Here is a 23,811-nt window from a genome sequence, read left to right as displayed (position 1 = left end):
GCCAAGGAACCCCATGAAGCGACTTCTTCTTGCCCTTGCCGCCACGACCGCCCTTGCCGGCTGCGCGACCAACCCGACATCGCCAGCCACCGCCGATGCGCTGCCCGCCGCAGTGGAGCCCATCCAGGCCGCTGCGGCGCCGGAAACCAAGGCCGAACTCGGTACCTATGGGTTTGATTCAAAGGGCATGGACACCACCGTCCTCCCCGGCGACAACTTCTACAACTATGCCAACGGCACCTGGGCCAAGAACACGCCGATCCCCGCCGATAAATCCAATTACGGCATGTTCGGCGCGCTGGACGACCTGTCCAAGGATCGCACCAGGACCCTGATCGAGGAAGCGGCCAAGGATCCCAATAGCCGCATCGGGACCGTCTACGGCAGCTTCATGGATCAGGCCGCCATCGAGGCCAAGGGCCTTGCCCCGATCAAGCCGTGGCTCGACCAGATCAAGGGTCTCTCCAACCGCTTGGCGCTGCCCAGCCTCTATGCCGACGCCGCCAAGAATGGCGTCGGCACGCCGTTCGCCGCGTTCGTCGGTCAGGACGACAAGAACCCCGACGCCTATATCCTGTCGCTCTACCAAAGCGGGCTCGGTATGCCGGATCGCGACTATTATCTGTCGAACGACGCCAAGATCGCCGAAGTCCGCGCCAAGTATCTGCAGCATCTGACCAATGTCCTGACGCTTGCCGGCGAAGCCAACGCTGCCGCCCGCGCCAAGGCGGTGTTGGCGCACGAAACCGACATCGCGCGGGTGCACTGGACCCGCGTCGATAGCCGCGACGCGACCAAGACCTACAACAAGCTCACGCTGGCGCAGCTTCGCAGCCGTGCTCCGGGCTTCGATTTTGCCCGCATGTTCAACGAGATCGGTGCCGGCGCCAGCCAGGATCTGCTGGTTGCCCAGCCCTCGGCGATCACCGGCATCGCCAAAATCGTCGGTCGTGCTCCGCTTGGTGTGCTCAAGGACCAGCTGCTGGTTCGCTCGCTCAACTCCTACGCTTCGGTCCTGCCGAGCGCGTTCGACAAGGAACAGTTCGCGTTCTACGGCACCGCCCTCGGCGGCACGCCCGAGCAGGAAGCCCGCTGGAAGCGCGCGGTGGACTTCACCGTCGGCGCCCTTCAGGACGACGTCAGCAAGCTCTACGTCGCCCGCTATTTCCCGCCCGAAACCAAAGCCGCCGCTGACGCACTGGTAAAGAATGTGGTGGAAGCCATGGGCCGCCGCATCGACAATCTCGCCTGGATGGCCCCCGCCACCAAGCAGCGGGCCCGCGCCAAGCTTGCCAATTTCACCACCAAGATCGGTTACCCCGACCAGTGGCGCGACATGAGCGGGCTGGAGGTCGCGCCCGGTGACGCGTTCGGCAACGCCCTGCGGTCGAACCGCTTCGACTTCGCCTACAACATGAACAAGCTCGGCAAGCCGATCTACCGCTGGGAATGGGGCATGACCCCGATGACGGTGAACGCCTACGCCAACTTCTCGATGAGCGAGATCGTGTTTCCGGCCGCGATCCTTCAACCGCCGTTCTTCGATCCCAACGCCGATCCCGCGGTCAATTATGGCGGCATCGGCGCGGTGATCGGCCATGAGATCAGCCATCACTTCGACGACCAGGGCTCGAAGTATGACGAGAATGGCCGCCTTGCGGACTGGTGGACCCCGGCCGACGTCGCAGCCTTCAAGGCTGCCACTGACCAGCTGGTCGCCCAATATGACGCCTATGAGGTGTTCCCTGGCGCCAAGGTCAACGGCCGCTTCACGCTTGGCGAGAACATCGGCGACTTGGCCGGTGTGACTTTTGCCTATGACGCCTATCAGCACAGCCTTGGCGGGCAGCCCGCGCCGACGATCGACGGCACCACGGGCGACCAGCGCTTCTATCTCGGCTGGGCGCAGGTGTGGCGGCGCAACTACCGTGAGGCAAACCTCCGCAACCGCCTCCTGACCGACCCGCACAGCCCGTCGGAACAGCGCGTCTTCGTGGTGCGCAACTTCGACAGCTGGTACAACGCGTACAACGTGCAGGCCGGCCAGAAGCTTTATCTGGCGCCCGAACAGCGCGTTCGCGTATGGTAGGCTGATGCTCCACGCCAGGCTCGCCGCGATTGACGCTCAACCCGTCCCGCGCGGCGAGCCTTGGCTGGTGCCGCTTATCCTCGCCGCCCTGCTTGCCGGGCTGGCGCTTGTTGCCACCACCACCGCCATGCCGGTCGCCGCCATCCCGCTCGGGATCGTGGGCGCCGCGCTGGCCTTGTGGGCGGCCTTTCGCCGGCCCCGCGCGACACTCGCCACCGATCTCGCCGCGCCAGCCGCCCCCGACTTCGCGCTGGTCGCGGCCGGGCTCAACCTTTGTCACGACCCCGCCGTACTGACCGATGCCGACGGCGCGGTGCTCAGCCTCAATCGCGCCTACCGGCAGCGCTTCCCCAGCTTGGATCATCCGCTGTCCTTGGGACTGGGGGACGAAGCAGATGCCGCGCTCGCCGACGCGCAGGCTGCGGCGCTGCGCGAAGGGGAGGGCCATGTCGTCGATCTCTCCACCGCCGCTGCCCCGCTGACGGTGTCGGTCGAACGTGTCGGCGCGGGCCGCAATCTCCTCCTGTGGCGCTTTCCTCGCCCGCCCCGCTCGCCGATCAGCGTACTGGCCGGCCGCATTTCGGGCATCGAAGGACAATTGCTGGGCGAAGCCGGCGTGCTCGCCGCGGTGGTCGATGCCGATGGCCTGGTGATCGCGGCCAATCCGCTCTTCACCCGCCGAACTAACGCCACGATCGACGGATCGAGCAGCTTCGAAAGCCTGCTGTCGGGCGCGGGCGATGGGCGGGTGCGTCTCGCGACCGAAGGCGCCGCCGGGCCGCTCCTGCGCCTGCTACACATTCCGGCCGAACCGGGCTCCGGCCAGCCGGCCGGCCTTGCGCTCCTGTTCGCGACCGGCGAAACGGCAGGCCTTGCCGAGCCGGCCAGCCTGCAGGCGCTGCTCGACCTGATGCCGCTCGGCCTCGCTCTGGTCGATCGCGACGGCCGCTTCCTGACCAGCAACACGTCCTTCCGCCGCGCCGCCTCGCTCGACGAGGACAAGGCGCTGCCCGCTTTCCCGAGCGACCTGGTGGTCAAGGAAGACAAGGCCGCGGTCGCCGACGCAGTTCGCCGCAACAGCCGCGGCCCGGCCATGTCGGGCGACCTTGCCGTGCGCCTGCCGCACCAGCCGACCGAACCCGTTGCGCTGACCATCGCGGGCCTCCGCAACCTCGGCGACGCCAGCGTCCTCCTCCTGCTCAAGGACAATAGCGAGGAAGCCAAATTGAAACGCCAGGTCGCGCAGGCGACCAAGATGCAGGCGGTGGGCCAGCTCGCCGGCGGCGTCGCGCACGATTTCAACAACATCCTGACCGCGATCATCGGTCACTGCGACCTCATGCTGATGCGCCACACGCCCGGCGACAGCGATTACGACGACATCCAGCAGATCAAGTCGAACTCCAATCGCGCGGCGGGCCTGACCCGCCAGCTGCTCGCTTTCTCGCGCCAGCAAACGCTGCGCCCGCAAGTGCTGCAGCTCCCCGACGTGGTCAGCGAAGTCAGTCACCTCCTGAAACGTCTGCTCGGCGAAACCGTGGTGCTTCAGGTCAAGCACGGCCGCGAACTCGGCGCCGTGCGCGCCGATCCGGGTCAGCTCGAGCAGGTGATCGTCAATCTCGCGGTGAACGCCCGCGACGCGATGCTCGGTAGCGGCGGCGGCAAGCTCATCATCCAGACCTATTCGGTCCGCGCCGACCAGGTCGCCGAACTCGGCTCCGACATCCTGCCGATCGCCGACTACACGGCGCTCAGCATTTCCGACACCGGCTGCGGCATCCCGCCCTCGGTCCTCGGCAAGATCTTCGAGCCCTTCTTTACCACCAAGGAAGTGGGCAAGGGCACGGGCCTTGGCCTCTCCACCGTCTACGGCATCGTCAAGCAGTCGGGCGGGTTCATCTTCGCCGACAGCAGGGTGGGCGAGGGGACGAGCTTCGTCATCTACCTCCCCGTCCACCAGGAAGAGCGCAAAGCCCCGGTCAAGCCCGCCGCGCCGCAGCCCAAGGCCGAAGAAACCTGGGGCACGGGCGTCGTGCTGCTGGTCGAGGACGAAGCCATGGTCCGCACCGTCGCCGAGCGGGCGCTCACCCGTCAGGGCTATACCGTCCTCACTGCCGCCAACGGCGAGGAAGCACTCGAGATCGTCGCACGCGGCGAACCGATCGACCTCATGGTGACCGACGTCGTGATGCCGATCATGGACGGCCCGACCATGGCCCGCGAAGCACGCCTGACCCGGCCCGAACTGCCGATCCTGTTCATGTCCGGCTATGCCGAGGAACAGCTCCGCCGCTCGATCGACTTCGAAAACGTCGCCTTCCTGCCTAAGCCCTTCTCGGTGCAGCAACTTTCCGAGGCCGCGAGGCGCATCCTCTCAACCCGCTGAAAAGTATTGCCTTACCGTTTCGGACCTGCAAAAGCCGTCGCGTGAGCACGGGGCGTTCCATTCTCGTCGTCGAAGACGAACCGCTGATTGCGATGATGCTCGAGGATTTTCTCGAAACCCTCGGTCACACCATTCATGCCAGCTGCGACAACGTCGCCGACGCGATGGATGCCTGCCAGCAGGGCGGGTTCGATGTCGCCATCCTCGACGTCAATCTCAAGGGCGAACAGGTCTGGCCTGTTGCCGAACAATTGAGCGAACGCGGCATTCCCTTTGTGATCGCCAGCGGCGGCCATGTCGAACCCCCGCCAGCTAATTTCGCCGACGCGCCGTTGCTTGAAAAGCCCTACACTATCGATCGGATTGGCCCGGTCCTCGAACAGGCTACTGGCTGACGCGAAGATTTAGTTGCGGATGTGGACGCGGTTCACTTGCGGGACAGTCCATCACCGGTAAAAGGCTGAGGAAACCATCGGTTAACGGGGATCCTCGGTGAACAAGCTCCTTCTTTCGACCACTATTCTGGCGCTTCTCGCCGTGCCTGGTGCTGCCGAAGCCCGCAAGAAGCCCAAGACCCCGCCGCCCGCCCCCGTGGTTGCGCGGGTTGCGCCGACCGATCCGGTCGAGCTCTACTACTTCCAGCGCGGGGACGCGCCGATCTGGCTGCGCAGCGACGCCACGCGGGCCGCTGCAGCGCAATTGTCTTTAATTCTCCGCCGCGCGCCGATCGACGGCTTCGCGGCAGGCCCGGCGCTCGCCGCCGATGTCGATGCAGCGCTTGCCGCGGCAGTCCCCGGCAATGCCGCGGCGGCGCGCGCGGCCGAATTGCGGCTGAGCAAGGCGTGGGTCTCCTACGTCCAGTATCTGCGCGCTCCGCCCAAGGGCATGGTCTACGGCTACGAAATGCTGGCGCCGCACAGCCGGCCCGACCAGATCCTGCTGACGACCGCCGCTTCGCCGGACCTCGGTACCGCGCTGACCCGCCTGTCGGACGTTAACCCGATCTATCGCTCGCTCCGCGATGCGGCACTGGCCAGCGGCCTGACCACGGCGACGCCGGAACTGCTCTCAAACCTCGAGCGCGCGCGCGTTCTCCCGGCGACCGGGCGTTTTGCGCTGGTCGATGCCGGCAATGCCACACTCACCATGTACGAGAACGGCCAGGCGGTGGACCGCATGAAGGTCGTTGTGGGAACGCCCGACACGCCGACCCCGATGATCGCCAGCATCGTCCACTACGCCTATCTCAATCCATATTGGGAAGTGCCGCCGGCGCTGACCAAGCGGATCATCGCACCCGGCGTGCTGCGGGGCGGCGACGCCTATCTCAAGCGCAACGGCTATGAGGTGATGACCAACTGGACCAACGAAGCGACCGTGGTTCCGGCCAGCGAGGTCAATTGGGCCGCACTCGCCAAGGATCCGGGCCTCGTTCGCGTGCGCCAGCGTCCGGGCCCGCTCAACAGCCTTGCCGGCATGAAGATTCCCTTCCCGAGCGGGCAGGACATCTTCCTCCACGATACGCTCGACAAGTCGAAGTTCGCCAAGACCGATCGTCACCTGTCGAACGGCTGCGTCCGGCTTGAGGATGCGCAGCGCTTCTACCGCTGGCTGCACGGCAACACGCCGGCGCCCCAGACCAAGGAAGCCGACGTGCTCGTCAAGCTTCCGCAGGGCGTGCCGATCTACCTGACCTACATCACGCAGGAAGCCGACGCGTCGGGCAAGCTCGCCTCGCGCGGCGATCCCTACGGCTGGGATGGCCGCCCGGACCGTCAGCTGGCCGCGGCGACCTACACCAGCCCGACTCGCGGCGCGCCATAAGCGTAGGCAAGACGCCCGTCAGGCGCTGACACGACAAGGGCGGGGTGCCGGGCAGGCGCCTCGCCCTTTGTCGTTCCTGAGGGGCTCCTGGCCCCTCCATGGCGCAAAGAAAAACGGGGCGGAGCCATAAGCTCCACCCCGTCTTCTTGTGCGTCACCGCAAGTTGCAGGCTCCCGAAAGAGCCTGCTCCCTGCGCTTAACCGCGGACCGGAGCAACCGGCGGCGGCGGCGGCGGCGGCGGCGGCACCGGGCACGCGTCGGTCGCCAGGATCACCGAACCATCCGGGCAAGTCTGCGTCGGCGGGGGCGGCGGGGGAGGCGGCGGCGGCGGCGGCGGCGGCGGCGGCGGCGGCGGCGGGGCCACGCCACCCAGGTTGAACGACAGGCTGGCCATCAGCGAGTGCGTGCGCAGGCGCGAACGCGCATCGCCGGTCACCGCGGCAACCGGAGCGAAGGTCAGGGTGTCTTCGAGATCGTGGTTGAAGAAGCGATACTTCAGGCCGAAATCGATGTTGTCGCTGACGGGATAGCGAACGCCGGCGAGAAGCTGCCACGCGAATCCGCTGTCCTTGAGGCTGCGCGAGCTCAGCGCGGCGGTCGACAGATTGACGCGGGTGCGGGCATAGCCGGCGCCACCGCCGACAAAGCCCTGCCAGCTGTCATCGGCACCGAAGTCGAGGAGCAGGTTGCCCATGACCGACAGCGACGTCGTGCGGCCGTCGGCATCGACGATCGTGCCGTTCAGGTTGTAGTTGTCGTGACGGGCACGCTTGTAGGCCACTTCGGCCTCGGCGCGCAGGGCACCGAAGTCGTAGCCGGCGTTGACGCCGATGTCGTAGCCGTAGTCGTGGTTGCCGATGGCATAATCGTTGAAGGCGATGCCAGCCGCATTGGTGACGTCAATGGCAACGTCTTCGACGATCATCGCACCCAGGTCGACGCCGACGTAGCCCGCACGGTCGCGGGCCATCGCTGGCGTAGTGATGGCGGCCGCTGCGGCGGCGGCCAGTAGGTATTTGCGCATGCTTTCCCCTTCTCGCTCGAAGTTTAGTGTTGATGGCGCCCCGAACCTGTAGAGCAGGCACTTGGTTTCGCTCAAGCGAAAGCTGTGTGGGAGTGGACCGCCGACTGTAGCATTTCTGCAACGATGCAGCAGGACCAAAACACCGCGTTTCACCTGCCAAGATACGGATGTAAAACGCTAATTCTGGAACATCCGTTATCACAACAGGGAAAGGTGTCGACACAAAACCGGTTGCCGCTCCGCTGCGAAATCAAGGGTCCGGCCCCACTGACCGCTTCCCTCTCGCCACAATCGATGGAGACGTGTAGGACCCACCCATGGGAAGCGGAGGAGCTGTGCAGGCTTCGATTGATGACGATCGCCTTGTCGAGACGGTGGGATACAGTCCCATCGCAACCGTGTTGAGCAACCCTCGCAAGGCGGATAATCCATTGGAGGTGGCCAACCAGGCCTTTTGCGATCTCACCGGCTATGCCGAAGGAGAAATCCTGGGCCGCAATTGCCGCTTCCTGTCGGGCCTCGGAACCGAACCCTGGCTTACCGAACGCATCCGCCAGGGGGTGCGAACCCGTTCCTCGGTGCTGGTCGACATCCTCAATTACAAGAAAGACGGCACAGCGTTTCGCAACGCGGTGCTGGTGACGCCGCTGTTCGATGGCAACGGCGAACTGAACTGGTTTCTCGGCAGCCAGGTCGAGCTTGGCAACGAAAGCACCTCGGTGTTCATCGGCCGCCGGGAAAAGGCCGTCATTGCCGTGAATAGCCTTCCTCCGCGCCAACGCCAGGTGCTGGAACTGATCGCCAAGGGACTGCTCAACAAGCAGATCGCTTGGGAACTGAAGATCAGCGAGAAAACGGTGAAAATGCACCGCGCCCTGCTGATGGAGCGGCTCGGCGTTCCGACCAGCGCCGATCTCATCCGTTTGGCGGTTGAAGCCGGCCTGTAAGGTTCTCGGGGGCGATACCTCCCTAAGTCCGTCTGTCCACCGCTCGGCGGGATGGCGCATTGCTGTCGGACATCGTTCCGACGTCCTGCTTCCCCTTTGAGGCGCGGATCGATCCGAGGCTGCGCTTGTCGCGGCGCGGACAAGACCTGTGCCGGCCGCGAAGCCGCCCACTCGCGACCGGCACATCGTTGTGACTGCTCGTCAGTCGTTCGCGGCGTCCAGTTCGTCGGCCACCAGCCGTTCCAAGCGCTCGTCGGCGGGGAAGCCATCGGCCACCCAACGCTGCTCGATCCGCTTCAGCGTTTTCGCCACCAGCGGGCCCGGCGTGATCCCCCGCGCGATCAACTGGCCGCCGCCGATCGGCATCCGCGGCGGTGCCCAGCCTTCGAGAGCGCTCGCCTCCGCGGTCTTGCCCGCCAGCAACAGGCGATCCTGCGCCTCGGTCACGCCGATCGCATAGGCCATCGCCCGCGGCTGCTCCCCGGCATCACGGCTGGCGGCCGACGCCATGCGCTTGCGGGCCTTGTTGCTGAGCTTCAACCGCGCCGCGACCTTTTCCGCCACCAGCGGGTCGCCGGGAAGCAGCGCGGAAAAGCGCCGCAGCGGGTCGGGGGCGATCCCCGCCGCCGCCTCCGCCTCTATCAGCGCTTCCAGCCGCATGTGCGCATCCGGCGCGATCTCGGGCAGAACTGGCGCAAGCAAGCCATGCTCCAGCATCAATCGCACCGTCGCCTCCGGATCCGGCAGGGCCAGCAGCTTCAGCCATTCATCGGCTATCCGTTCCCGCGACAGTGCCATCAGGTCATTGGCCCGCGCGGCGCAGGCGGCGAGGCCGGCCTCGTCCACCCCGCGCCCGAAGCGCGCCGTGAAACGGAAGAAGCGCAGGATGCGCAGGTGATCTTCGGCGATCCGCTGCAGGGGCTCGCCGATGAACCGCACCCGCCGCGCGTCGAGATCGTCCAGGCCGCCGAAATAGTCGTGCACCTCGCCGGTCGCGGGATCGAAATAGAGCGCATTGATGGTGAAATCGCGCCGCGCCGCGTCCTCGCGCCAGTCGTCGGTGAACCCCACCGTCGCGTGCCGCCCGTCGGTGGCGAGGTCGGCGCGCAGCGTGGTGACCTCCACCGTCTCGCCCTTGCTCACCGCGGTCACGGTGCCGTGCGCGATACCCGTAGGGATGGTGCGAATGCCCGCTGCGCCGCAGCGCCGCATCACCTCGTACGGGCTGAGCGTCGTCGCGGCGTCGACATCGGCGACCTCAGCTCCGAGCAAGCCGTCGCGCACCGCGCCGCCGACCAGCCGCGCATTGCCAGGCCCAAGCGCCGCGAACAACGCCGCCACGCCCGGCCGCTCGGCGATCGCGCGAAGGGCAGCGGTGTCCGTCATGCCTCGAGCCGCCGGGTCAGATTCACCAGCATCGCCGCGGTCGCGCCCCAGATCCGGCGGCCGTTCCAGCCAATCTCGTAATAATGGCGCCGCGCGCCGCGGAACTCAGCAGACATGCGGCGCTGATTGGCGGGGTCGAGCAGAAAGGCAAGCGGTGCCTCGAACAGGTCGGCGACCTCCTGCTCCTGCGCGAACAGCGGCAGATCGGGCTCGACCTCGCCCACCACCGGCACCACGCGGTAGCCGGTGACGGTGCGATAGGGGTCGGCGCTTCCCCACAGGGAGACGGCCGAGCGGGGCAGGCCGATCTCTTCCTCGGCCTCGCGCAGCGCGGCGGCGGCGATGTCGGCATCTTCGGGATCGACCCGGCCGCCCGGAAAGGCGACCTGGCCGGCATGGGTGCGCATATGCTCGCGGCGCACCGTCAGCAGCACGCCCGGCTCCGCCCGCCGGGTGATCGCCACCAGCACCGCCGCCGGCACGGCAGCGGTCACCTCCTCGCCGTCGAGGAGATCGCCGGCAAGCAGGGTCGGCGGGGCAGGGCGGTCGAGCGCGGCGCGCAGCCGCTCGGTCAGGCTCACGAAGCGGGGAAGGAGAAGAACAGGCCGTCGCTCCACACGCCCGGCGGATCGGCGGCCAGCGCCAGTTCGGCCAACTCGTACCACACCGGTCGTTCGAGGCTGGCTTCGATCCCGTGGCGCACCGCGACGAGGGGCAACCCGTCGACGAAGCGCAACGGATGCGCCGGCCCAACGATCAGCGCGCCGCCATCGCTCAGCTGAAAGCCGATCCGCCGCGCTTCGCCGTCACCCTCGTGGCTCATCGCAGTGACCCTGAGCGCCGCCAGTTCGACGTCGATATCGAGTTTCTCGACCGGCGTGACCAGCACATGCCGACCGTCGGGCTCGCGCCGCAGCACCGAGGCGAACAAACGCACCAGCGCGTCGCGCTCGATCCTTTTGCCTTCGTGAAACCAGCGCCCCTCGCGGTCGATCCGCATGCCGCTGCTGCCGCAATGCGACGGGTTCCAGCGATCCACCGGCGGCCCGCCGCGCGCCGAGGCGGCGGCGGCGATCTCGTCGAGGCTGCGCCCGGCAGGTTCCAGCGGGGGACGGGTTTCGGGCATCGGCACCGCAGATAGGTCAGCTGTTTGTTTAGGCAAGGCCAGCGGCTAGGACTTGAAGCCATGAACAAGGTCGCGATCGTTACCGGAGCGGGCAAACGGGTAGGGCGGGTGCTCGCCGAAGGACTGCTGGCCGACGGCTGGCAGGTGGTCGCCCATGTCCGTCGCGACGATGACGAGGTGCCGGACGGCGCGATCCGCGCCGCCGCCGATTTGGCGCAAGGGCGGCAGGCCGCCGAGACAATTCTGGCCGCCTGTCCAGCGCCGCCTCGGCTGCTGGTCAACAACGCCGCCCGCTTCGCCGCCGACACGCTTGAAAACTTCTCCGCCGAGGAGCTTGCGGCGCACATGGCGGTCAACGTCGCCGCGCCCGCTTTGCTTTCCGCCGCCTTCGCCGCCGCGGGCGGGGAAGGGGACCGGCTGATCGTCAACATTCTCGACGCCAAACTCGCCGCCCCCAATCCGGATTTCTTGAGCTACACGCTATCCAAGGCGGCCCTCGCCACGCTGACCGACCTCAGCGCCCGGGCGCTGGGCGGGCAGAGCATCCGCGTCAACGCGATCGCCCCGGCGCTGATGCTGTTGTCGGAAGGGCAGAGCGCCGACAATTTCGACGCGACCCATGCCTTCAATCCACTCGGTCGCGGGGTCGAGCCCGCCGATGTCCTGCGCGCCCTTCAATTCCTGATGGACTCGCCCGCGCTCACCGGCGAGACGCTCACCCTCGACAGCGGGCAGCGCTTCTGGCGGCTGCCGCGCGACGTGCAATTCCTGGAGCCCAAGCCCTGATGACCGACCTTGCCGAATTCACCCCCCGCCTCGACGGGCTGATCCCGCCCGCGCTGGCGGTGCGTTCCGCCAAGATCCATCTCGATTCCCTCGCGGTCATGACCGACATCGGCTTTCACGATTTCGAGATCGGGACACCGCAACGATTGCTGATCAGCGTCGAGGTCTGGCTGGACGAGACCGCGGCGCCCGACGGCGACCTCGCGGCGGGTGCGTGGAACTACGATCACCTCCGGCTGGAGATCGAGCGAATCGCTTCCTCCCGGCGATTCAACCTCCAGGAGACGGTTGCCCGCGAAATCTACGACTGGATTGCTGCGCGGGCTGGAGTGAGGGCGCTTCGTGTTGGCACGTCTAAGCCCGACGTCTATCCTAACGCCCGAGGAGTCGGCGTTGAAATCGCCAGCTTTTCCGGAGCTGCCCCGTAAGAGTACGCTCCGACGGTTGAGGTTGCGGAACAATATGATTGCACCGCGATTGAGGCCACATTAAGGAAACCCGCCGACCCCGCCGATGATATGTTGAACCATCGGCCCGTCAGCCCCGGAACCGCTGCCCTTTTGGCGGAACTGGAACTGAAGGAAGGTCACCCCTGAGGAGAATAGCGGCAGGATGTCTTACGCCAATCGCAGGCAGATGAGCGGGAACAGGACGGTTTCGATCGTCATTGTCGCCTTGCTGCATGTGCTGCTCGGATATGCGATCATCACCGGCCTCGCGTACAATGTCGTGAAAAAAGCCGCTGAAGATCTGAAGACCTTCGACGTCGAGGAGGAGCCACCGCCCCCTCCCGAGGAACCCCCACCCCCGCCCGAGAAGCAGGTCGAGGCTCCGCCGCCGCCGGTGGTGTCGCCGCCGCCGCTGGTGCGGACCAACACGCCGCCGCCGCCGGTCAGCACGGTGAATGTCGCGCCGCCGCCGGTAATCACGCCGACAGCGCCGCCGGCTCCGCCGGCTCCGCCCGCGCCGCCGCCCCCGCCACCGCCGCCCGCGCCGGTCAAGGTGCAGCCGGCCAAGGCCCGTGCGAACCTCACGTCCTATTTTTCGGATGACGATTATCCGCAGGACGCGATCCGCAACGAGCAGCAGGGTACCACCGGCTTCCGCCTGGATATCGGTCCTGATGGCCGCGTCACCAACTGCACGGTGACCAGCTCGTCGGGGTCCAGCTCGCTGGACAGCACGACCTGCCGCCTTCTTCGCAGCCGGGCCCGGTTTACCCCGGCGACCGACAGCAGCGGGGCCAAGACCAGCGATTCCTACAGCTCGCGCATCGTCTGGCGCCTGCCTGCGGACTGATTGTCACCGACCTTAATCCAACGGTTTCCACTTAAGGATACGCACTATGACTTTCGTCTCTCTGATGGCCGCCGCGGCCGCCGCTCCGGCGGGTGAAAACCCCTACGGCCTGATGCAGGCGCTGAATGAGGGTGGCATCATCTCCTGGGCCACCTTCGTGATCCTGGTCGCCATGTCGATTGGCACCTTCTACATCCTGTTCACCAAGTTCTTCGAACAGCAGAAGATCATCAGCCAGGGCAACAAGGTCCGGGCCAGCTTCTGGAACTCGCCGAACCTCAAGGACGCTTCGAGCAAGCTCGACGCCAAGAGCGCCTACCGCGCGATCGTTGACGACACGCTCATCGCCCAGGAGCAGCACGGCAAGCTGACCAACCCGGTCGACCAGCATGACTGGATGGCCAACAGCCTCGCCCGTTCGCAGGGCGGCATCGGCGCCCGTCTCGGTGAAGGCCTCGCCTTCCTCGCGACCGTCGGTTCGACCTCGCCGTTCATCGGTCTGTTCGGTACCGTCGTCGGCATCTACCGCGCCCTGATCAAGATCGGTGCGTCGGGCCAGGCCTCGATCAGCACCGTCGCCGGTCCGGTTGGTGAAGCGCTCATCATGACCGCGCTCGGCCTCGTCGTCGCGGTTCCGGCCGTGCTTGCCTACAACTGGCTGATCCGTCGCAACAAGTCGATCATGGAAGATCTGGCCGCCTTCACCAACGACCTGCACGGCTACGTCATGTCGGAGGGCAAGGTTAAGCCGCAGATGGTTTCGGCCGCTGCTCCGAATGCCGGTTCGGCCTCGGTCGCCAAGGGCGCCCAGACCCGCACCGCCGCCGCTCCGACCCCGGCCGGCACCCCGCCGCTGACCGCCGGTCAGACCTCGACCGGCCAGCAGGCTGGCGGCACCGGCACCAGCACGCTGGATCGCCGCTAAGCCTTGGTTCAGGGAGCCGGGCGTCTGATCGGCGTCCGGCTCCTGCCTCGGCAAGCGCGCAAACCTATCTGAAAAAGGGAAGTATCATCCCATGGCAATGAGTGTCGGCAAGGAAGACGGCGACGACGTCCCGATGTCCGACATCAACACCACGCCCCTCGTGGACGTGATGCTGGTGCTCCTGATCATCTTCCTCATCGCGGTTCCGGTCGTGGTGGAAACCGTTCCGATCGCGCTTCCGGCCACCGCCTATGAAGCCCGCGAGACCAAGCCCGAAAACGTCGAGCTCACCGTTCGCGGTGGTCCGGGCGGGACCTGCGAAGTCTATTGGGGTATGACCCCGATCGACAGCCAGACCCTGCTCGATCGCTCGGTCAAGTCGCTCGAGGACGCCATCGCCAAGGTCGGCGGCGCGGAAAACCTCACCGACGATACCATGCCGGAAGCGCATATTCGTGGTGACGTGAACACGCCGTACAAGTGCATCGGCGGTACCATCTTCACCATGCAGCGGGCCGGTTTTGCCCGTGTCGGCTTCGTGTCGGAGCCGCCCGCCGGCACCGGCGTGACGCGGCTGTAAGAAAAGGAACTCGCCCCATGGCGATGCAGACGACTTCGAATAACTCCGAAGGCGAACCGATGATGGAGATGAATACCACTCCGCTCATCGACGTCATGCTGGTGCTGATCATCATGCTGATCATCACCATCCCGCCGCAGACCCACGCCGTGAAGCTTGACCTCCCGCAAGGCGACAGCCCGCAGCAGGAGATCATTGATCCGGTCAAGAACAAGATCGTGGTGACCCAGGGCAACGCCATTTTGTGGAACGGCGCCCCGGTGAACCAGGTCCAGCTGCGGCAGTATCTCGACATCACGCAGCAGATGAACCCGGTCCCCGAACTGCACCTGCAGCCCGAACCGGAAGCCAAGTACGACCTCGTCGACCAGGTGCTGGTCGTGACCAAGCAGGCCAACGTGTCCAAGATGGGCTTCGTCGGCAACGAGGCCTACGGCAAGGCGTTCTGACGCTGGATTGAAACAGGTTCGGGAACCATCCCGAATGATCCTGGGCGGCCTTTCCTTAGCGGAAAGGTCGCCCTTTTTTCATGGTGGTGCGTTCAGGTGGTGACCACCCTTTTCACACGCAGGAGAAACGCACCCCATGCGCACGCCCAGTCTTTACCTCATCCTTGCCGGCGCCACGTCGCTCGCTGCCTGCGCCACCCCCAGCGACGCACCGTCGAGCGCGATGTCGGTCCCATTGATCGGAAGCGCGGGGCAAGCAATCGGTACCGTGCGCATGTGGGAAACACCCGGCGCCGTCAGCTTCCGGGTCGAAGCCAACGGGCTCTCGGTCGGTCGCAAGGGGCTGCACGTCCATGCCGTCGGGCGCTGTGACGGGCCTGGTTTCACCACCGCCGGCTCGCACTGGAACCCGGCCTCGCGCAAGCATGGCCTGTCCAACCCGATGGGCCCGCACGCCGGCGATCTCCCCAACGTCCCCGTCGCCGCCAACGGCACCTTGCGCGAAACCGTGGTGCTGACCGGCGCCAGCTTCGCCCAGCTCCGCGACGCCGATGGCTCCGCGCTGGTGCTTCACGCGGCCGAAGACGACAATGTTACCGACCCGTCGGGCAACAGCGGCGACCGCATCGCCTGCGCGGTGCTCAGCCCCGCCGGCTGATCGGGGCAGGGCAGGGAAGTTCCGGCGATTTTCCTGCCCGATGGCCTGTAGCGGCCAAGCGCTGCTCGCTTCGTTGGGGGAAATGACGGCCGAGTGGGGCCGCCAGTCCCAGGAGTAAGACACAATGCCGCAACGTTTTGCCGCGACCGAGAATGCCTTTGACAAAGGCATCGAGAAGACCACGCCGAAGGCCGGTGCCAAGCTGGCCGGTGAATGGGCCGAAGCCGTTCGCAAGGCCGACTTCACCGGCGCCAAGGGCCTCGCATCGGAGCTCGAGCGGCTAGAGAAACTGCTCAGCGCCGACGAACCCGATTCCGAGAAGCTTAAGCCGCTGCTGGAAAAGATCGGCCAGGACACCGCCAAGGCAGCCGACCGCGCCGACGATCCCAAGGTCGCCGAAAAGGTCCGCAAGCTCGCCGACGCGATGGGCGCCAAGTAACTCACGTAAAGCTCTGAGGAAGGGGCGGCCTTTACCGGCCGCCTCTTCTGCTTTGTTCAGGGCAGCGGCAGGTCGATATGCTCGCGGAACTGCTCGATCAGGCGACGGTAGAGGTCGCGCTTGAACGGCACGATGAGGTCGGGCAGCGCTGACGGCGCGACCCATTTCCACGCGTCGAATTCGGGATGCGCGGTGGCGATATCGACGTCGCCCTCCCGTCCTAGGAAGCGGCACAGAAACCAGTCCTGCTCCTGCCCGCGCCACTTGCCGCCCCACAATTTGCTCTTCAATTCTTCCGGCAGCTCGTAGCGCAGCCGCTCGGGACAATCGGCGATCCGCTCGACCAGATGCGGCGGAATGCCGGTCTCTTCTTCCAGCTCGCGAAGCGCGGTGTCCCACGGCTCCTCGCCCTCGTCGATCCCGCCCTGCGGCATCTGCCACGCTTCGTCGGTGCGATCGATGCGGCGGCCGACCCATACCTGGCGGTCGGCATTGAGGAGCATGACGCCGACTCCGCGGCGATAGGCTTGATGTTCGGTCATGCCCGCCCCTGTGTCATCCCGGGCCCGGCTCGCCAAGTATGTCCGCCGGCCTCATACAGCACGTCCTCGATCCGGTCCCGATCGACGTTGCCGCGGCTGGTGTCGACAAGAAGATCCCGCTTTCATAGCGATACTCCTCGAGGTTCGTACCTCTTATGCGGTCAACCGACCCAGGGTCAGCGCGAGTTGCCTGACGGCGCGCTCGAGATCGCCCTGCGCGCTCGGCAGCGCCTTGCGCAGGTTGAGGAAGCCGTGGATCGTGCCGGCGCACTCCTGATACACCGTCTCCACTCCTGCCTCGACGCAGGCCGCAGCGAATGCCCGGCCCTGGTCGCGGATCGGGTCGAGCGACGCGGTCACCACGATCATCGGCGGCAGCCCGGCCAGCGGCTTCGCCAGCACATTGTAGCGCCAGTCCTTGCGATCGGGCGCATAGCATTGGTCGAACCAGCCCATCGACGCCCGGCTCAGCAGATAGCCTTCGCCGAAAGCGTCGAGGCTCGGATAATGCTTCACCGGATGCGCCGCGGGGTAGAAGGGCATGGCCGCCAGCACCGGCGCCGCCGCCGGCTCGTCGCGCAGCGCCAGCGCCGTGAGAATCGCAAACGTCCCGCCCGCGCTGTCTCCGGTCGGCACCAGCCCGGTCGCTTCCAGCCCGAGCTGGACTGGGCTCCCGGCCACCCATCGCGCGGCGGCGATGGCGTCATCGGGACCGGCGGGAAAGGGGTGCTCGGGCGCCAGCCGATAATCGACGGCCACCACCGGCAAGTCCGTCAGCCGCGCCAGCTCGGCGCACACCGGATCGTGGGTATCGAGGTCGCCCAGCACGAACCCGCCGCCGTGATAAAAGACCAGCACCGGACCCGGCTCTCGCTGATCCCGCGCATCGTATAGCCGCATCGGGCACGGCCCTCCGCCCACATCGCGCAGCACTGCCAGTGCGCCCACCGGCGCATCGAACAGCGCGCGGCTGGCATGCATCATCCGCCGCGCGTCGACCAGCCCGACATCGACCGCGCGCTTGCCCCCGGGACCATTGGCGATCGCCAGCAAGGCGGCGACATCGGGACGGACGAAGGGTTGGGTCATGGTCGCAGCCCTAACGTGGTGACGCCGCCCTTTGCACGCGCTAAAGGCGGCTCAACCCCTTTTCCCTTGCAGGACGCGCCATGGCCACGGCCACTCACATGCTTACCCCCGAGGAGGCACATGCCGACCTCGTTCCCGAAAACGTCGTGGTTCGCTTTGCGGGCGACAGTGGCGACGGGATGCAGCTGACCGGCGGGCAGTTCACGCTGTCTACCGCGCTCGCCGGCAACGACCTCGCGACCTTCCCCGACTTCCCGGCCGAGATTCGCGCGCCGCAGGGGACGACCTTCGGCGTCTCGGCGTTCCAGATCAACTTCGGCTCGGCCTCGATCGAGACCGCCGGCGACCAGCCCGACGTCCTCGTCGCGATGAACCCGGCGGCGCTGAAAGTGAACGTCGCGAGCCTGCGCGACGGCGGCCTGATCATCGCCGACGAAGGCGAATTCTCCGCCCGCAATCTCGCCAAGGCCGGCTACGACGCCAATCCGCTCGACGACGGCAGCCTCGCCCGCTGGCAGCTGATCAAGTTCAAGATCAGCCAACTCACTCTCGACGCCGTGAAGCCGTTCGGCCTCGGCAACAAGGAAGCGCTGCGCTGCAAGAACATGTGGACGCTGGGCCTCGCGCTGTGGATGTTCGACCGTGACCGTGGGCCGATCGTCGACTGGCTCAAGGCCAAGTTCGCCAAGGCCCCGACGCTCGCCGAAGCCAATATCGCCGCGCTGAACGCCGGCCACGCGTACGGCGACACGATCGAAATGGGCGCCGCCTTCCGCCCCCACCATATAGAAGCCGCCCCGGCCGAGCCTGGTCTCTACCGCACCGTCACCGGCGCCGAAGCGCTCGGCCTCGGCCTCGTCGCGGGCGCGCAGCTCGCCGACCTGCCGATGTTCTTCGGCGGCTATCCGATCACCCCGGCCAGCGCGCTGCTGCATCACCTCAGCCGGCTCAAGGAATATGGGATCACCACCTTCCAGGCCGAGGACGAGATCGCCGCTATTTGCGCCGCGATCGGGGCGTCCTACGCCGGAAGCCTCGGTGTTACCTCGTCCTCCGGTCCCGGTATCGCGCTGAAGACCGAAGCGATGGGTCTCGCGATCATGACCGAGCTGCCCCTCGTCATCGTCAATTCGCAGCGCGGCGGCCCCTCGACCGGCCTTCCGACCAAGACCGAGCAGAGCGATCTCTACCAGGCGGTCTACGGCCGCAACGGCGACGCGCCGATGCCCGTCATCGCCGCCCGCTCGCCCGCCGACGCCTTCGACTGCGCAATCGAGGCGGTGCGCCTCGCCGTCCGCTACATGACCCCGGTCATGCTGCTCACCGACGGCTACATCGCCAATGCCGCCGAGCCGTGGAAGGTGCCCGACATGAGCGGCTACGCCCCGTTCCCGGTCGCCCACGCCACCGAGGACAGCGTGCCGCGCAACGAGGCCGGCAAACTCGAACCCTTCAGCCGCGACGAGAAGCTCGCCCGGCCGTGGATCAAGCCCGGCACGCCCGGCCTGCTCCACCGCATCGGCGGGATCGAGAAGCGCCCCGGCACCGGCGACATCGACTATTCGCCGCAGGCTCATGCCGAGATGACCAAGACGCGCCAGGAAAAGGTGCTCGGCATCGCCCGCGACATTCCGGACCAGGACGTCTGCCTAGGAAGCGCCGGCGCCAAGGTCGCGGTGGTCGGCTGGGGCTCGACCTTCGGCCCGATCCATCAGGCGGTGAAGCGGCTTCACGCGCAGGGCCACGACGTTGCCCACGTCCACCTCCGCCACATCTGGCCGCTGCCGCAGAACCTCGGCGAACTGCTGCGCTCCTTCGGCACCGTAATCGTGCCTGAAATGAACACCGGCCAGCTTAAGACCCTGCTGCGCGACCAGTATCTGGTCGACGTGCAGAGCCTGACCAAGACCAGCGGCCAGCCGTTCAAGATCGCCGAGATCGAAGCCGCCGCCCGCGCCGCCCACGGCGGCACGCTGGCGCCCGAAACGACTCAGCTGCCCGAAATCGAAAGCGGCCACGACGACGGCCACAGGCACGCGGCCGAGGTCCACTGATGAAGCCGATCAACCCGGTCCCTTACATCGCCATGCTGATCCTGGTGCTCGGCATGATCTACCTCTTCTACGGACGCTGACCCATGAACGCTCCAACCCCCATCGAGAAGACCACCGCCAAGGACTGGGCGTCCGACCAGGAAGTGCGCTGGTGCCCGGGCTGCGGCGATTATGCGGTGCTGAAAGCCGTGCAGCGGACCATGCCCGACCTCGGCGTCGCGCGCGAAAAGACCGTGTTCGTCTCGGGCATCGGCTGCTCCAGCCGTTTTCCTTATTACATGGAGACCTACGGTTTCCACACCATCCACGGCCGCGCGCCGGCGGTGGCGACGGGGGTCAAGCTCGCCAACCCCGACCTCGATGTGTGGATCATCACCGGTGACGGCGACGCCCTCAGCATCGGCGGCAACCACACCATGCACCTGTTGCGCCGCAATCTCGATTGTCAGGTGCTGCTGTTCAACAACGAGATCTACGGCCTGACCAAGGGCCAATATTCGCCGACCAGCCGCGTCGGCACCCGCAGCCCGTCGACCCCGTTCGGCTCGGTCGACACGCCTGCGCGCCCCTGCGCCTTCGCACTCGGCGCCGGCGCCCGCTTCGTCGCGCGCGGGATCGACGTCCACAAGTCGCTCCCCGACGTGCTGAAAGCCGCCCACGCCCACAAGGGCACCGCCTTCATCGAGATCTTCCAGAATTGCGTCGTCTACAACGACGACGTCTTCGCCCCCTTCACCGCCCGCGATGTCGCAAGCGAGATGCAGCTGTGGCTGAAGCATGGCGAGGCGATGCTGTTCGCCGGCGGCACCAAGGGCATCGCGCTCGACACCGATACGCTGAGCCTCAAGGTGGTGGCGGGTGACGATCCGTCGGTCCTCATCCACAATGTCCGCAATCGCACCCTCGCGCACATGCTGGTCGAAATGCCCCCGGTCGGTTTCCCGGTCGCGTTGGGCGTGATCTACGACGATCCCGCCCCGACCTTCGAAGCCTCGGTCATCCAGCAGAACGAGACCGCTGCGGCCGGCAAGAAACCCGACCTCCAGAGCCTGGTCGGCAAGGGCCAGAGCTGGATGGTCGAAAAAGAACCCCGCGCCGAATAGGCCGCTTGGCCACGGCCGAGACCACAACACCATTGAACAGGCATCGGCTGCGGCCCTCGCCGGAGCATTTGTCCGATGAATCCCCGTGAACTCCTCGCCACCGCCCAGATTCCCGGAGGCGACGAAATGCGCCTCTATCGTCGCGGCGAGGATCACATGATCCTGCTCGAACGGACCGAGCTCATGTCGACCCGCATGAGCGGCTCCGAAGAAGCGCTCGCGACGCTGACGGCGCAGCGGCTCGGCACCAAGCCCCGGCAGCGCTGGCTGATCGGCGGCTACGGCATGGGCTTCACCCTGCGCGCCGCGTTGAAAGCGCTTCCCGCCGACGCGGAGGTTACCGTCGCCGAATTGGTGCCGGAGATCATGGATTGGGCCAAGGGCCCGATGGAAGCGCTCAACGCCGCCGGTCTCGCCGACAAACGGACCCGCATCCACATGGGCGATGTCGCCGATCCGATCCGCGAAGGCGGATGGGACGCGATCCTGCTCGATGTCGACAACGGCCCCGACGCGCTCGTCCGCGCCGCCAACCAGTGGCTGTACGAACCGAGCGGCCTGGCGACCATCAAGACGGCGCTGAAGCCGGGCGGCGTACTCGCCATCTGGTCGGCGGGATCCGATGCGCAGTTCAGCAAGACCCTGCTGCAGGCCGGCTTCCGGGTCGAGGAACAGGACGTGCGCGGCCGGTCCAACGGCAAGGGCCCGCACCATTTCATCTGGTTCGCTTCCCGCCGCTAGATGGACAATCTTACCCACAGCCTTGCCGGTGCCCTGCTCGGGCAGATGGGCCTGAAGCGCGCCAGCCGCTTCGCGCTCGCCGGCTGTATCCTAGGCGCCAACGCCCCCGACATCGATTTCATCGTGCCCTTCTTCCTGCCGGTCGACTACATCGCCTTTCACCGCGGACCGACCCACGCGCTGTTCGGCCTGCCGGTCATGGCCGCCGGCACCGTCGCGCTGCTGTGGCTGGTCGACCGCCTCAAGCCCGCCAAGCCGGGCACCACGCCGTTTCGCGCCTGGCCGCTCTTTCTCGTCACCCTGCTGGCGGTGATCAGCCACCCGTTTCTCGACTGGCTGACGACCTACGCCGTCGCCTTCTTCGCGCCGCTCGGTGACCGCTGGTATTCGGCCAACGCCATTTTCATCATCGACTGGGTTTACTGGATCATCCTGGGGCTCGGCATCTGGCTGTCGGTCCGGCGTGGCAAGCGGGGAGGGGCGCACACCGGCCGCCCGGCGCAGATCGCAGGTGGCATCCTGCTCCTCTACATCGCCGCCAACGTCGCCTGGAGCGCGCATGCCGAGCGAACCCTCGCCGCCGCGCTCCGCCAGCGCGGGATCCAGCCGCGCCTCGCCGTCGCCAGCCCGCCGCCCTTCGCCTTCTGGAACCGCACCATGGCGTGGCGCAGCGACAGCATCTGGGGCAGTGGCAACTTCGCGCCCGGAACCGGCCTCAGTCTCAACCCCGAAACCCGGCCGCTCAATCTCGACGACACGCGCTTTCTCCGCGCCCGCGCGACGAGCCGCCAGGTCCGCTCCTTCCTCTACTGGTCGCGCATGCCCATCGTGGTCGAGGTCGCCGGCCGCCCGGTCCTCACCGACCAGCGCTATTATCGCGCGCTCGACGACAAGAGCGTTCCCGCCGCCATCCGCCGCCGCGCGCCTTCAGCCAGCTTCCAGATCCCGCTCGACCTGCCCTCAGAGCCATAGTGCCTTTGGGCCAGCGAGCGCGTTGAGCGAAGCATGGCCGCCCCCCAACTCGTCTGGTTCCGTCAGGACCTCCGCACCGCCGACCACCCCGCTTTGATCGCCGCCGCCGAACAGGGGCCGGTGGTCGGCCTCTACGTCCTCGACGACGAAACCCCCGGCCGCTGGAAGATCGGCGGCGCCCAGCGCTGGTGGCTGCATCACAGCCTCGACGCGCTGGCGCAGGAACTCGACAAGCTCGGTTCCACCCTGATCCTCCGCCGCGGCCGCTCGTCAAAGGTGGTGCGCGACGTCGCCAAGGAGCTCGGCGCCGGCGGCGTCCACGCCATCCGCCAGTACGAACCCTGGTGGCGCGAAGCCGAATGCGAGCATGGCGATTTCGTCATCCTCCACGACGGCGACGTGCTTCATGAGCCCAGCGCCATCTGCTCAGGGTCCAAAAAACCGTTCAAAATCTTCGGCCCGTTCTACCGCGCGCTCGAAACCCATTTCCCGCCGCCGGAGCCGCTGCCGGCACCCAAGCTGACCAAGCCGTCCAAACTCCCCAAAAGCGACAAGCTCGCCGACCTGGACCTCCTGCCGACCAAGCCCGACTGGTCGACCGGCTTCACCGACTGGACCCCCGGCACGCAAGGCGCGGCCAAGCAACTCCGCCACTTCGTCGATCACGCCTCGGACTACGCGGCCCACCGCGACCTTCCCGCCGAAGACGCCACCAGCCGATTGTCGCCCCACCTCCACCACGGCGAACTCAGCCCCCGCCAGGTCTGGCACGCACTGGGTCGCAAAGGCGGGGAGAAATTCCACCGCGAGCTCGCCTGGCGCGATTTCAGCCGTTCGATGACCCTCGCCGATCCCCTCATCGGCAAGGAATCGCAGCGTCCGCTTGGCCTTACCACCCGCCACGGCAAAGCCGCCGACTCCGACTTTACCGCCTGGACCCGCGGCCGCACCGGCTATCCGCTCGTCGACGCCGGCATGCGGCAATTGTGGGAAAGCGGATGGATGCACAATCGCGCGCGCCTCGTCACCGCCAGCTTCCTGTGCAAGCACCTGCTGATCGACTGGTGGCGCGGCGCCGACTGGTTCTGGGACTGCCTGGTCGACGCCGATTACGCCAACAACAGCCAGAACTGGCAATGGGTCGCCGGCACCGGCTTCGACAGCCAACCCTTCTACCGCATCATGGCCCCGCTCACCCAAAGCGAGAAATTCGACGCCGCCGATTATATCCGTCGCTGGGTGCCCGAACTCGCGCATCTGTCCGACGCCGACATTCACGATCCGTGGGGCAGGGGAGCCGCACCGCCCGACTACCCCGAGCCGCTGATCGGCCACAAGGAAGCCCGCGAACGCGCGCTGGAGGCCTTTCGCAAGCGCGCCTCCTGACGCTAA

The 23,811-nt window shown here is 66.7% G+C and carries 24 protein-coding genes; 18 read left to right on the top strand and 6 right to left on the bottom strand.

The window, feature by feature from the left end:
* Positions 1-13 precede the first annotated feature (13 nt).
* From V6R86_RS12110 to V6R86_RS12095, 4 genes are all read left to right on the top strand, one after another.
* On the top strand, positions 14-2,089 hold the full coding sequence (locus V6R86_RS12110; protein ID WP_338504805.1) for a M13 family metallopeptidase: 2,076 nt from the start codon (positions 14-16) through the stop codon (positions 2,087-2,089).
* Positions 2,090-2,093: 4 nt separating this feature from the next.
* Positions 2,094-4,475, top strand: coding sequence for a hybrid sensor histidine kinase/response regulator (locus tag V6R86_RS12105; RefSeq protein WP_338504804.1), 2,382 nt, complete (start codon positions 2,094-2,096; stop codon positions 4,473-4,475).
* Positions 4,476-4,516: 41 nt separating this feature from the next.
* The gene (locus tag V6R86_RS12100; RefSeq protein WP_338504803.1) at positions 4,517-4,870 is read left to right on the top strand and encodes a response regulator; all 354 of its coding nucleotides are present in this window, start codon (positions 4,517-4,519) and stop codon (positions 4,868-4,870) included.
* A gap of 97 nt (positions 4,871-4,967) precedes the next feature.
* The gene (locus V6R86_RS12095) at positions 4,968-6,299 is read left to right on the top strand and encodes a L,D-transpeptidase family protein (protein ID WP_338504802.1); all 1,332 of its coding nucleotides are present in this window, start codon (positions 4,968-4,970) and stop codon (positions 6,297-6,299) included.
* 196 nt (positions 6,300-6,495) lie between these two features.
* On the opposite strand, the gene V6R86_RS12090 is transcribed toward V6R86_RS12095, so the two are convergent.
* Positions 6,496-7,323 (bottom strand): outer membrane protein, encoded by an 828-nt coding sequence (locus tag V6R86_RS12090; RefSeq protein ID WP_338504801.1) that lies wholly within the window; start codon positions 7,321-7,323, stop codon positions 6,496-6,498.
* A 317-nt stretch (positions 7,324-7,640) separates the two neighbouring features.
* Here V6R86_RS12090 and V6R86_RS12085 point away from each other — a divergent pair, with 317 nt between their 5' ends.
* Entirely contained in the window at positions 7,641-8,270 is a 630-nt protein-coding gene (locus tag V6R86_RS12085) for a LuxR C-terminal-related transcriptional regulator (protein ID WP_425335963.1), read from the top strand.
* 201 nt (positions 8,271-8,471) lie between these two features.
* On the opposite strand, the gene V6R86_RS12080 is transcribed toward V6R86_RS12085, so the two are convergent.
* Genes V6R86_RS12080 through V6R86_RS12070 form a run of 3 tightly spaced genes read right to left on the bottom strand, consistent with a single transcriptional unit; the run spans position 8,472 to position 10,782 of the window.
* Positions 8,472-9,656: a CCA tRNA nucleotidyltransferase gene (locus tag V6R86_RS12080; RefSeq protein WP_338504799.1), complete on the bottom strand. Its 1,185-nt coding sequence runs from the start codon at positions 9,654-9,656 to the stop codon at positions 8,472-8,474.
* Positions 9,653-10,237: a CoA pyrophosphatase gene (locus V6R86_RS12075; protein WP_338504798.1), complete on the bottom strand. Its 585-nt coding sequence runs from the start codon at positions 10,235-10,237 to the stop codon at positions 9,653-9,655. The genes V6R86_RS12080 and V6R86_RS12075 overlap by 4 nt, the downstream gene beginning before the upstream one ends.
* Positions 10,234-10,782, bottom strand: a complete 549-nt coding sequence (locus V6R86_RS12070) for a DUF1285 domain-containing protein (RefSeq protein ID WP_338504797.1) — start codon at positions 10,780-10,782, stop codon at positions 10,234-10,236. Before V6R86_RS12070 ends, V6R86_RS12075 begins: the two co-directional genes overlap by 4 nt.
* Positions 10,783-10,842: 60 nt before the next feature.
* Between V6R86_RS12070 and V6R86_RS12065 the strand changes: the two genes are divergently transcribed.
* The 8 genes from V6R86_RS12065 to V6R86_RS12030 all read left to right on the top strand — a co-directional run bounded on the left by V6R86_RS12065 (position 10,843) and on the right by V6R86_RS12030 (position 15,918).
* Positions 10,843-11,568, top strand: coding sequence for an SDR family oxidoreductase (locus tag V6R86_RS12065; protein ID WP_338504796.1), 726 nt, complete (start codon positions 10,843-10,845; stop codon positions 11,566-11,568).
* Positions 11,568-11,996: a dihydroneopterin aldolase gene (locus V6R86_RS12060; protein ID WP_338504795.1), complete on the top strand. Its 429-nt coding sequence runs from the start codon at positions 11,568-11,570 to the stop codon at positions 11,994-11,996. Before V6R86_RS12065 ends, V6R86_RS12060 begins: the two co-directional genes overlap by 1 nt.
* Before the next feature lie 184 nt (positions 11,997-12,180).
* Positions 12,181-12,867: a TonB family protein gene (locus V6R86_RS12055; RefSeq protein ID WP_338504794.1), complete on the top strand. Its 687-nt coding sequence runs from the start codon at positions 12,181-12,183 to the stop codon at positions 12,865-12,867.
* A gap of 64 nt (positions 12,868-12,931) precedes the next feature.
* The gene (locus tag V6R86_RS12050) at positions 12,932-13,792 is read left to right on the top strand and encodes a MotA/TolQ/ExbB proton channel family protein (protein WP_338505488.1); all 861 of its coding nucleotides are present in this window, start codon (positions 12,932-12,934) and stop codon (positions 13,790-13,792) included.
* 91 nt (positions 13,793-13,883) lie between these two features.
* A complete protein-coding gene (locus V6R86_RS12045) occupies positions 13,884-14,372 on the top strand; it encodes a biopolymer transporter ExbD (protein ID WP_338504793.1) in 489 nt (162 codons plus the stop codon).
* A gap of 23 nt (positions 14,373-14,395) precedes the next feature.
* Complete coding sequence (locus V6R86_RS12040) at positions 14,396-14,821, top strand: biopolymer transporter ExbD (RefSeq protein WP_338505486.1); 426 nt, start codon at positions 14,396-14,398, stop codon at positions 14,819-14,821.
* Between the two features lie 136 nt (positions 14,822-14,957).
* Entirely contained in the window at positions 14,958-15,479 is a 522-nt protein-coding gene (locus V6R86_RS12035) for a superoxide dismutase family protein (RefSeq protein WP_338504792.1), read from the top strand.
* Between the two features lie 124 nt (positions 15,480-15,603).
* Complete coding sequence (locus V6R86_RS12030; protein ID WP_338504791.1) at positions 15,604-15,918, top strand: hypothetical protein; 315 nt, start codon at positions 15,604-15,606, stop codon at positions 15,916-15,918.
* Between the two features lie 56 nt (positions 15,919-15,974).
* Here the strand turns inward: V6R86_RS12030 and V6R86_RS12025 are convergent, their stop codons facing one another.
* Positions 15,975-16,460, bottom strand: a complete 486-nt coding sequence (locus tag V6R86_RS12025; RefSeq protein WP_338504790.1) for an RNA pyrophosphohydrolase — start codon at positions 16,458-16,460, stop codon at positions 15,975-15,977.
* A 153-nt stretch (positions 16,461-16,613) separates the two neighbouring features.
* Positions 16,614-17,549, bottom strand: coding sequence for an alpha/beta hydrolase (locus V6R86_RS12020; protein ID WP_338504789.1), 936 nt, complete (start codon positions 17,547-17,549; stop codon positions 16,614-16,616).
* Between the two features lie 80 nt (positions 17,550-17,629).
* Between V6R86_RS12020 and V6R86_RS12015 the strand changes: the two genes are divergently transcribed.
* The 5 genes from V6R86_RS12015 (at position 17,630) to V6R86_RS11995 (ending at position 23,805) form a co-directional block, all read left to right on the top strand.
* Positions 17,630-19,603, top strand: a complete 1,974-nt coding sequence (locus V6R86_RS12015; protein ID WP_338504788.1) for a 2-oxoacid:acceptor oxidoreductase subunit alpha — start codon at positions 17,630-17,632, stop codon at positions 19,601-19,603.
* A gap of 83 nt (positions 19,604-19,686) precedes the next feature.
* The gene (locus V6R86_RS12010) at positions 19,687-20,706 is read left to right on the top strand and encodes a 2-oxoacid:ferredoxin oxidoreductase subunit beta (RefSeq protein WP_338504787.1); all 1,020 of its coding nucleotides are present in this window, start codon (positions 19,687-19,689) and stop codon (positions 20,704-20,706) included.
* Between the two features lie 75 nt (positions 20,707-20,781).
* Entirely contained in the window at positions 20,782-21,447 is a 666-nt protein-coding gene (locus V6R86_RS12005) for a spermidine synthase (protein WP_338504786.1), read from the top strand.
* Positions 21,448-22,419 carry a metal-dependent hydrolase gene (locus V6R86_RS12000; RefSeq protein ID WP_338504785.1) on the top strand — a complete coding sequence of 324 codons (972 nt, stop codon included), beginning with the start codon at positions 21,448-21,450 and terminating at the stop codon, positions 22,417-22,419. It abuts the gene before it with no gap.
* Between the two features lie 33 nt (positions 22,420-22,452).
* Positions 22,453-23,805: a deoxyribodipyrimidine photo-lyase gene (locus tag V6R86_RS11995; protein WP_338504784.1), complete on the top strand. Its 1,353-nt coding sequence runs from the start codon at positions 22,453-22,455 to the stop codon at positions 23,803-23,805.
* Positions 23,806-23,811 lie beyond the last annotated feature (6 nt).

Source organism: Sphingomonas kaistensis, from assembly GCF_036884275.1.
GTDB lineage: Bacteria > Pseudomonadota > Alphaproteobacteria > Sphingomonadales > Sphingomonadaceae > Sphingomicrobium > Sphingomicrobium kaistense_A.
This window is presented reverse-complemented; position numbering and strand designations above follow the sequence as displayed.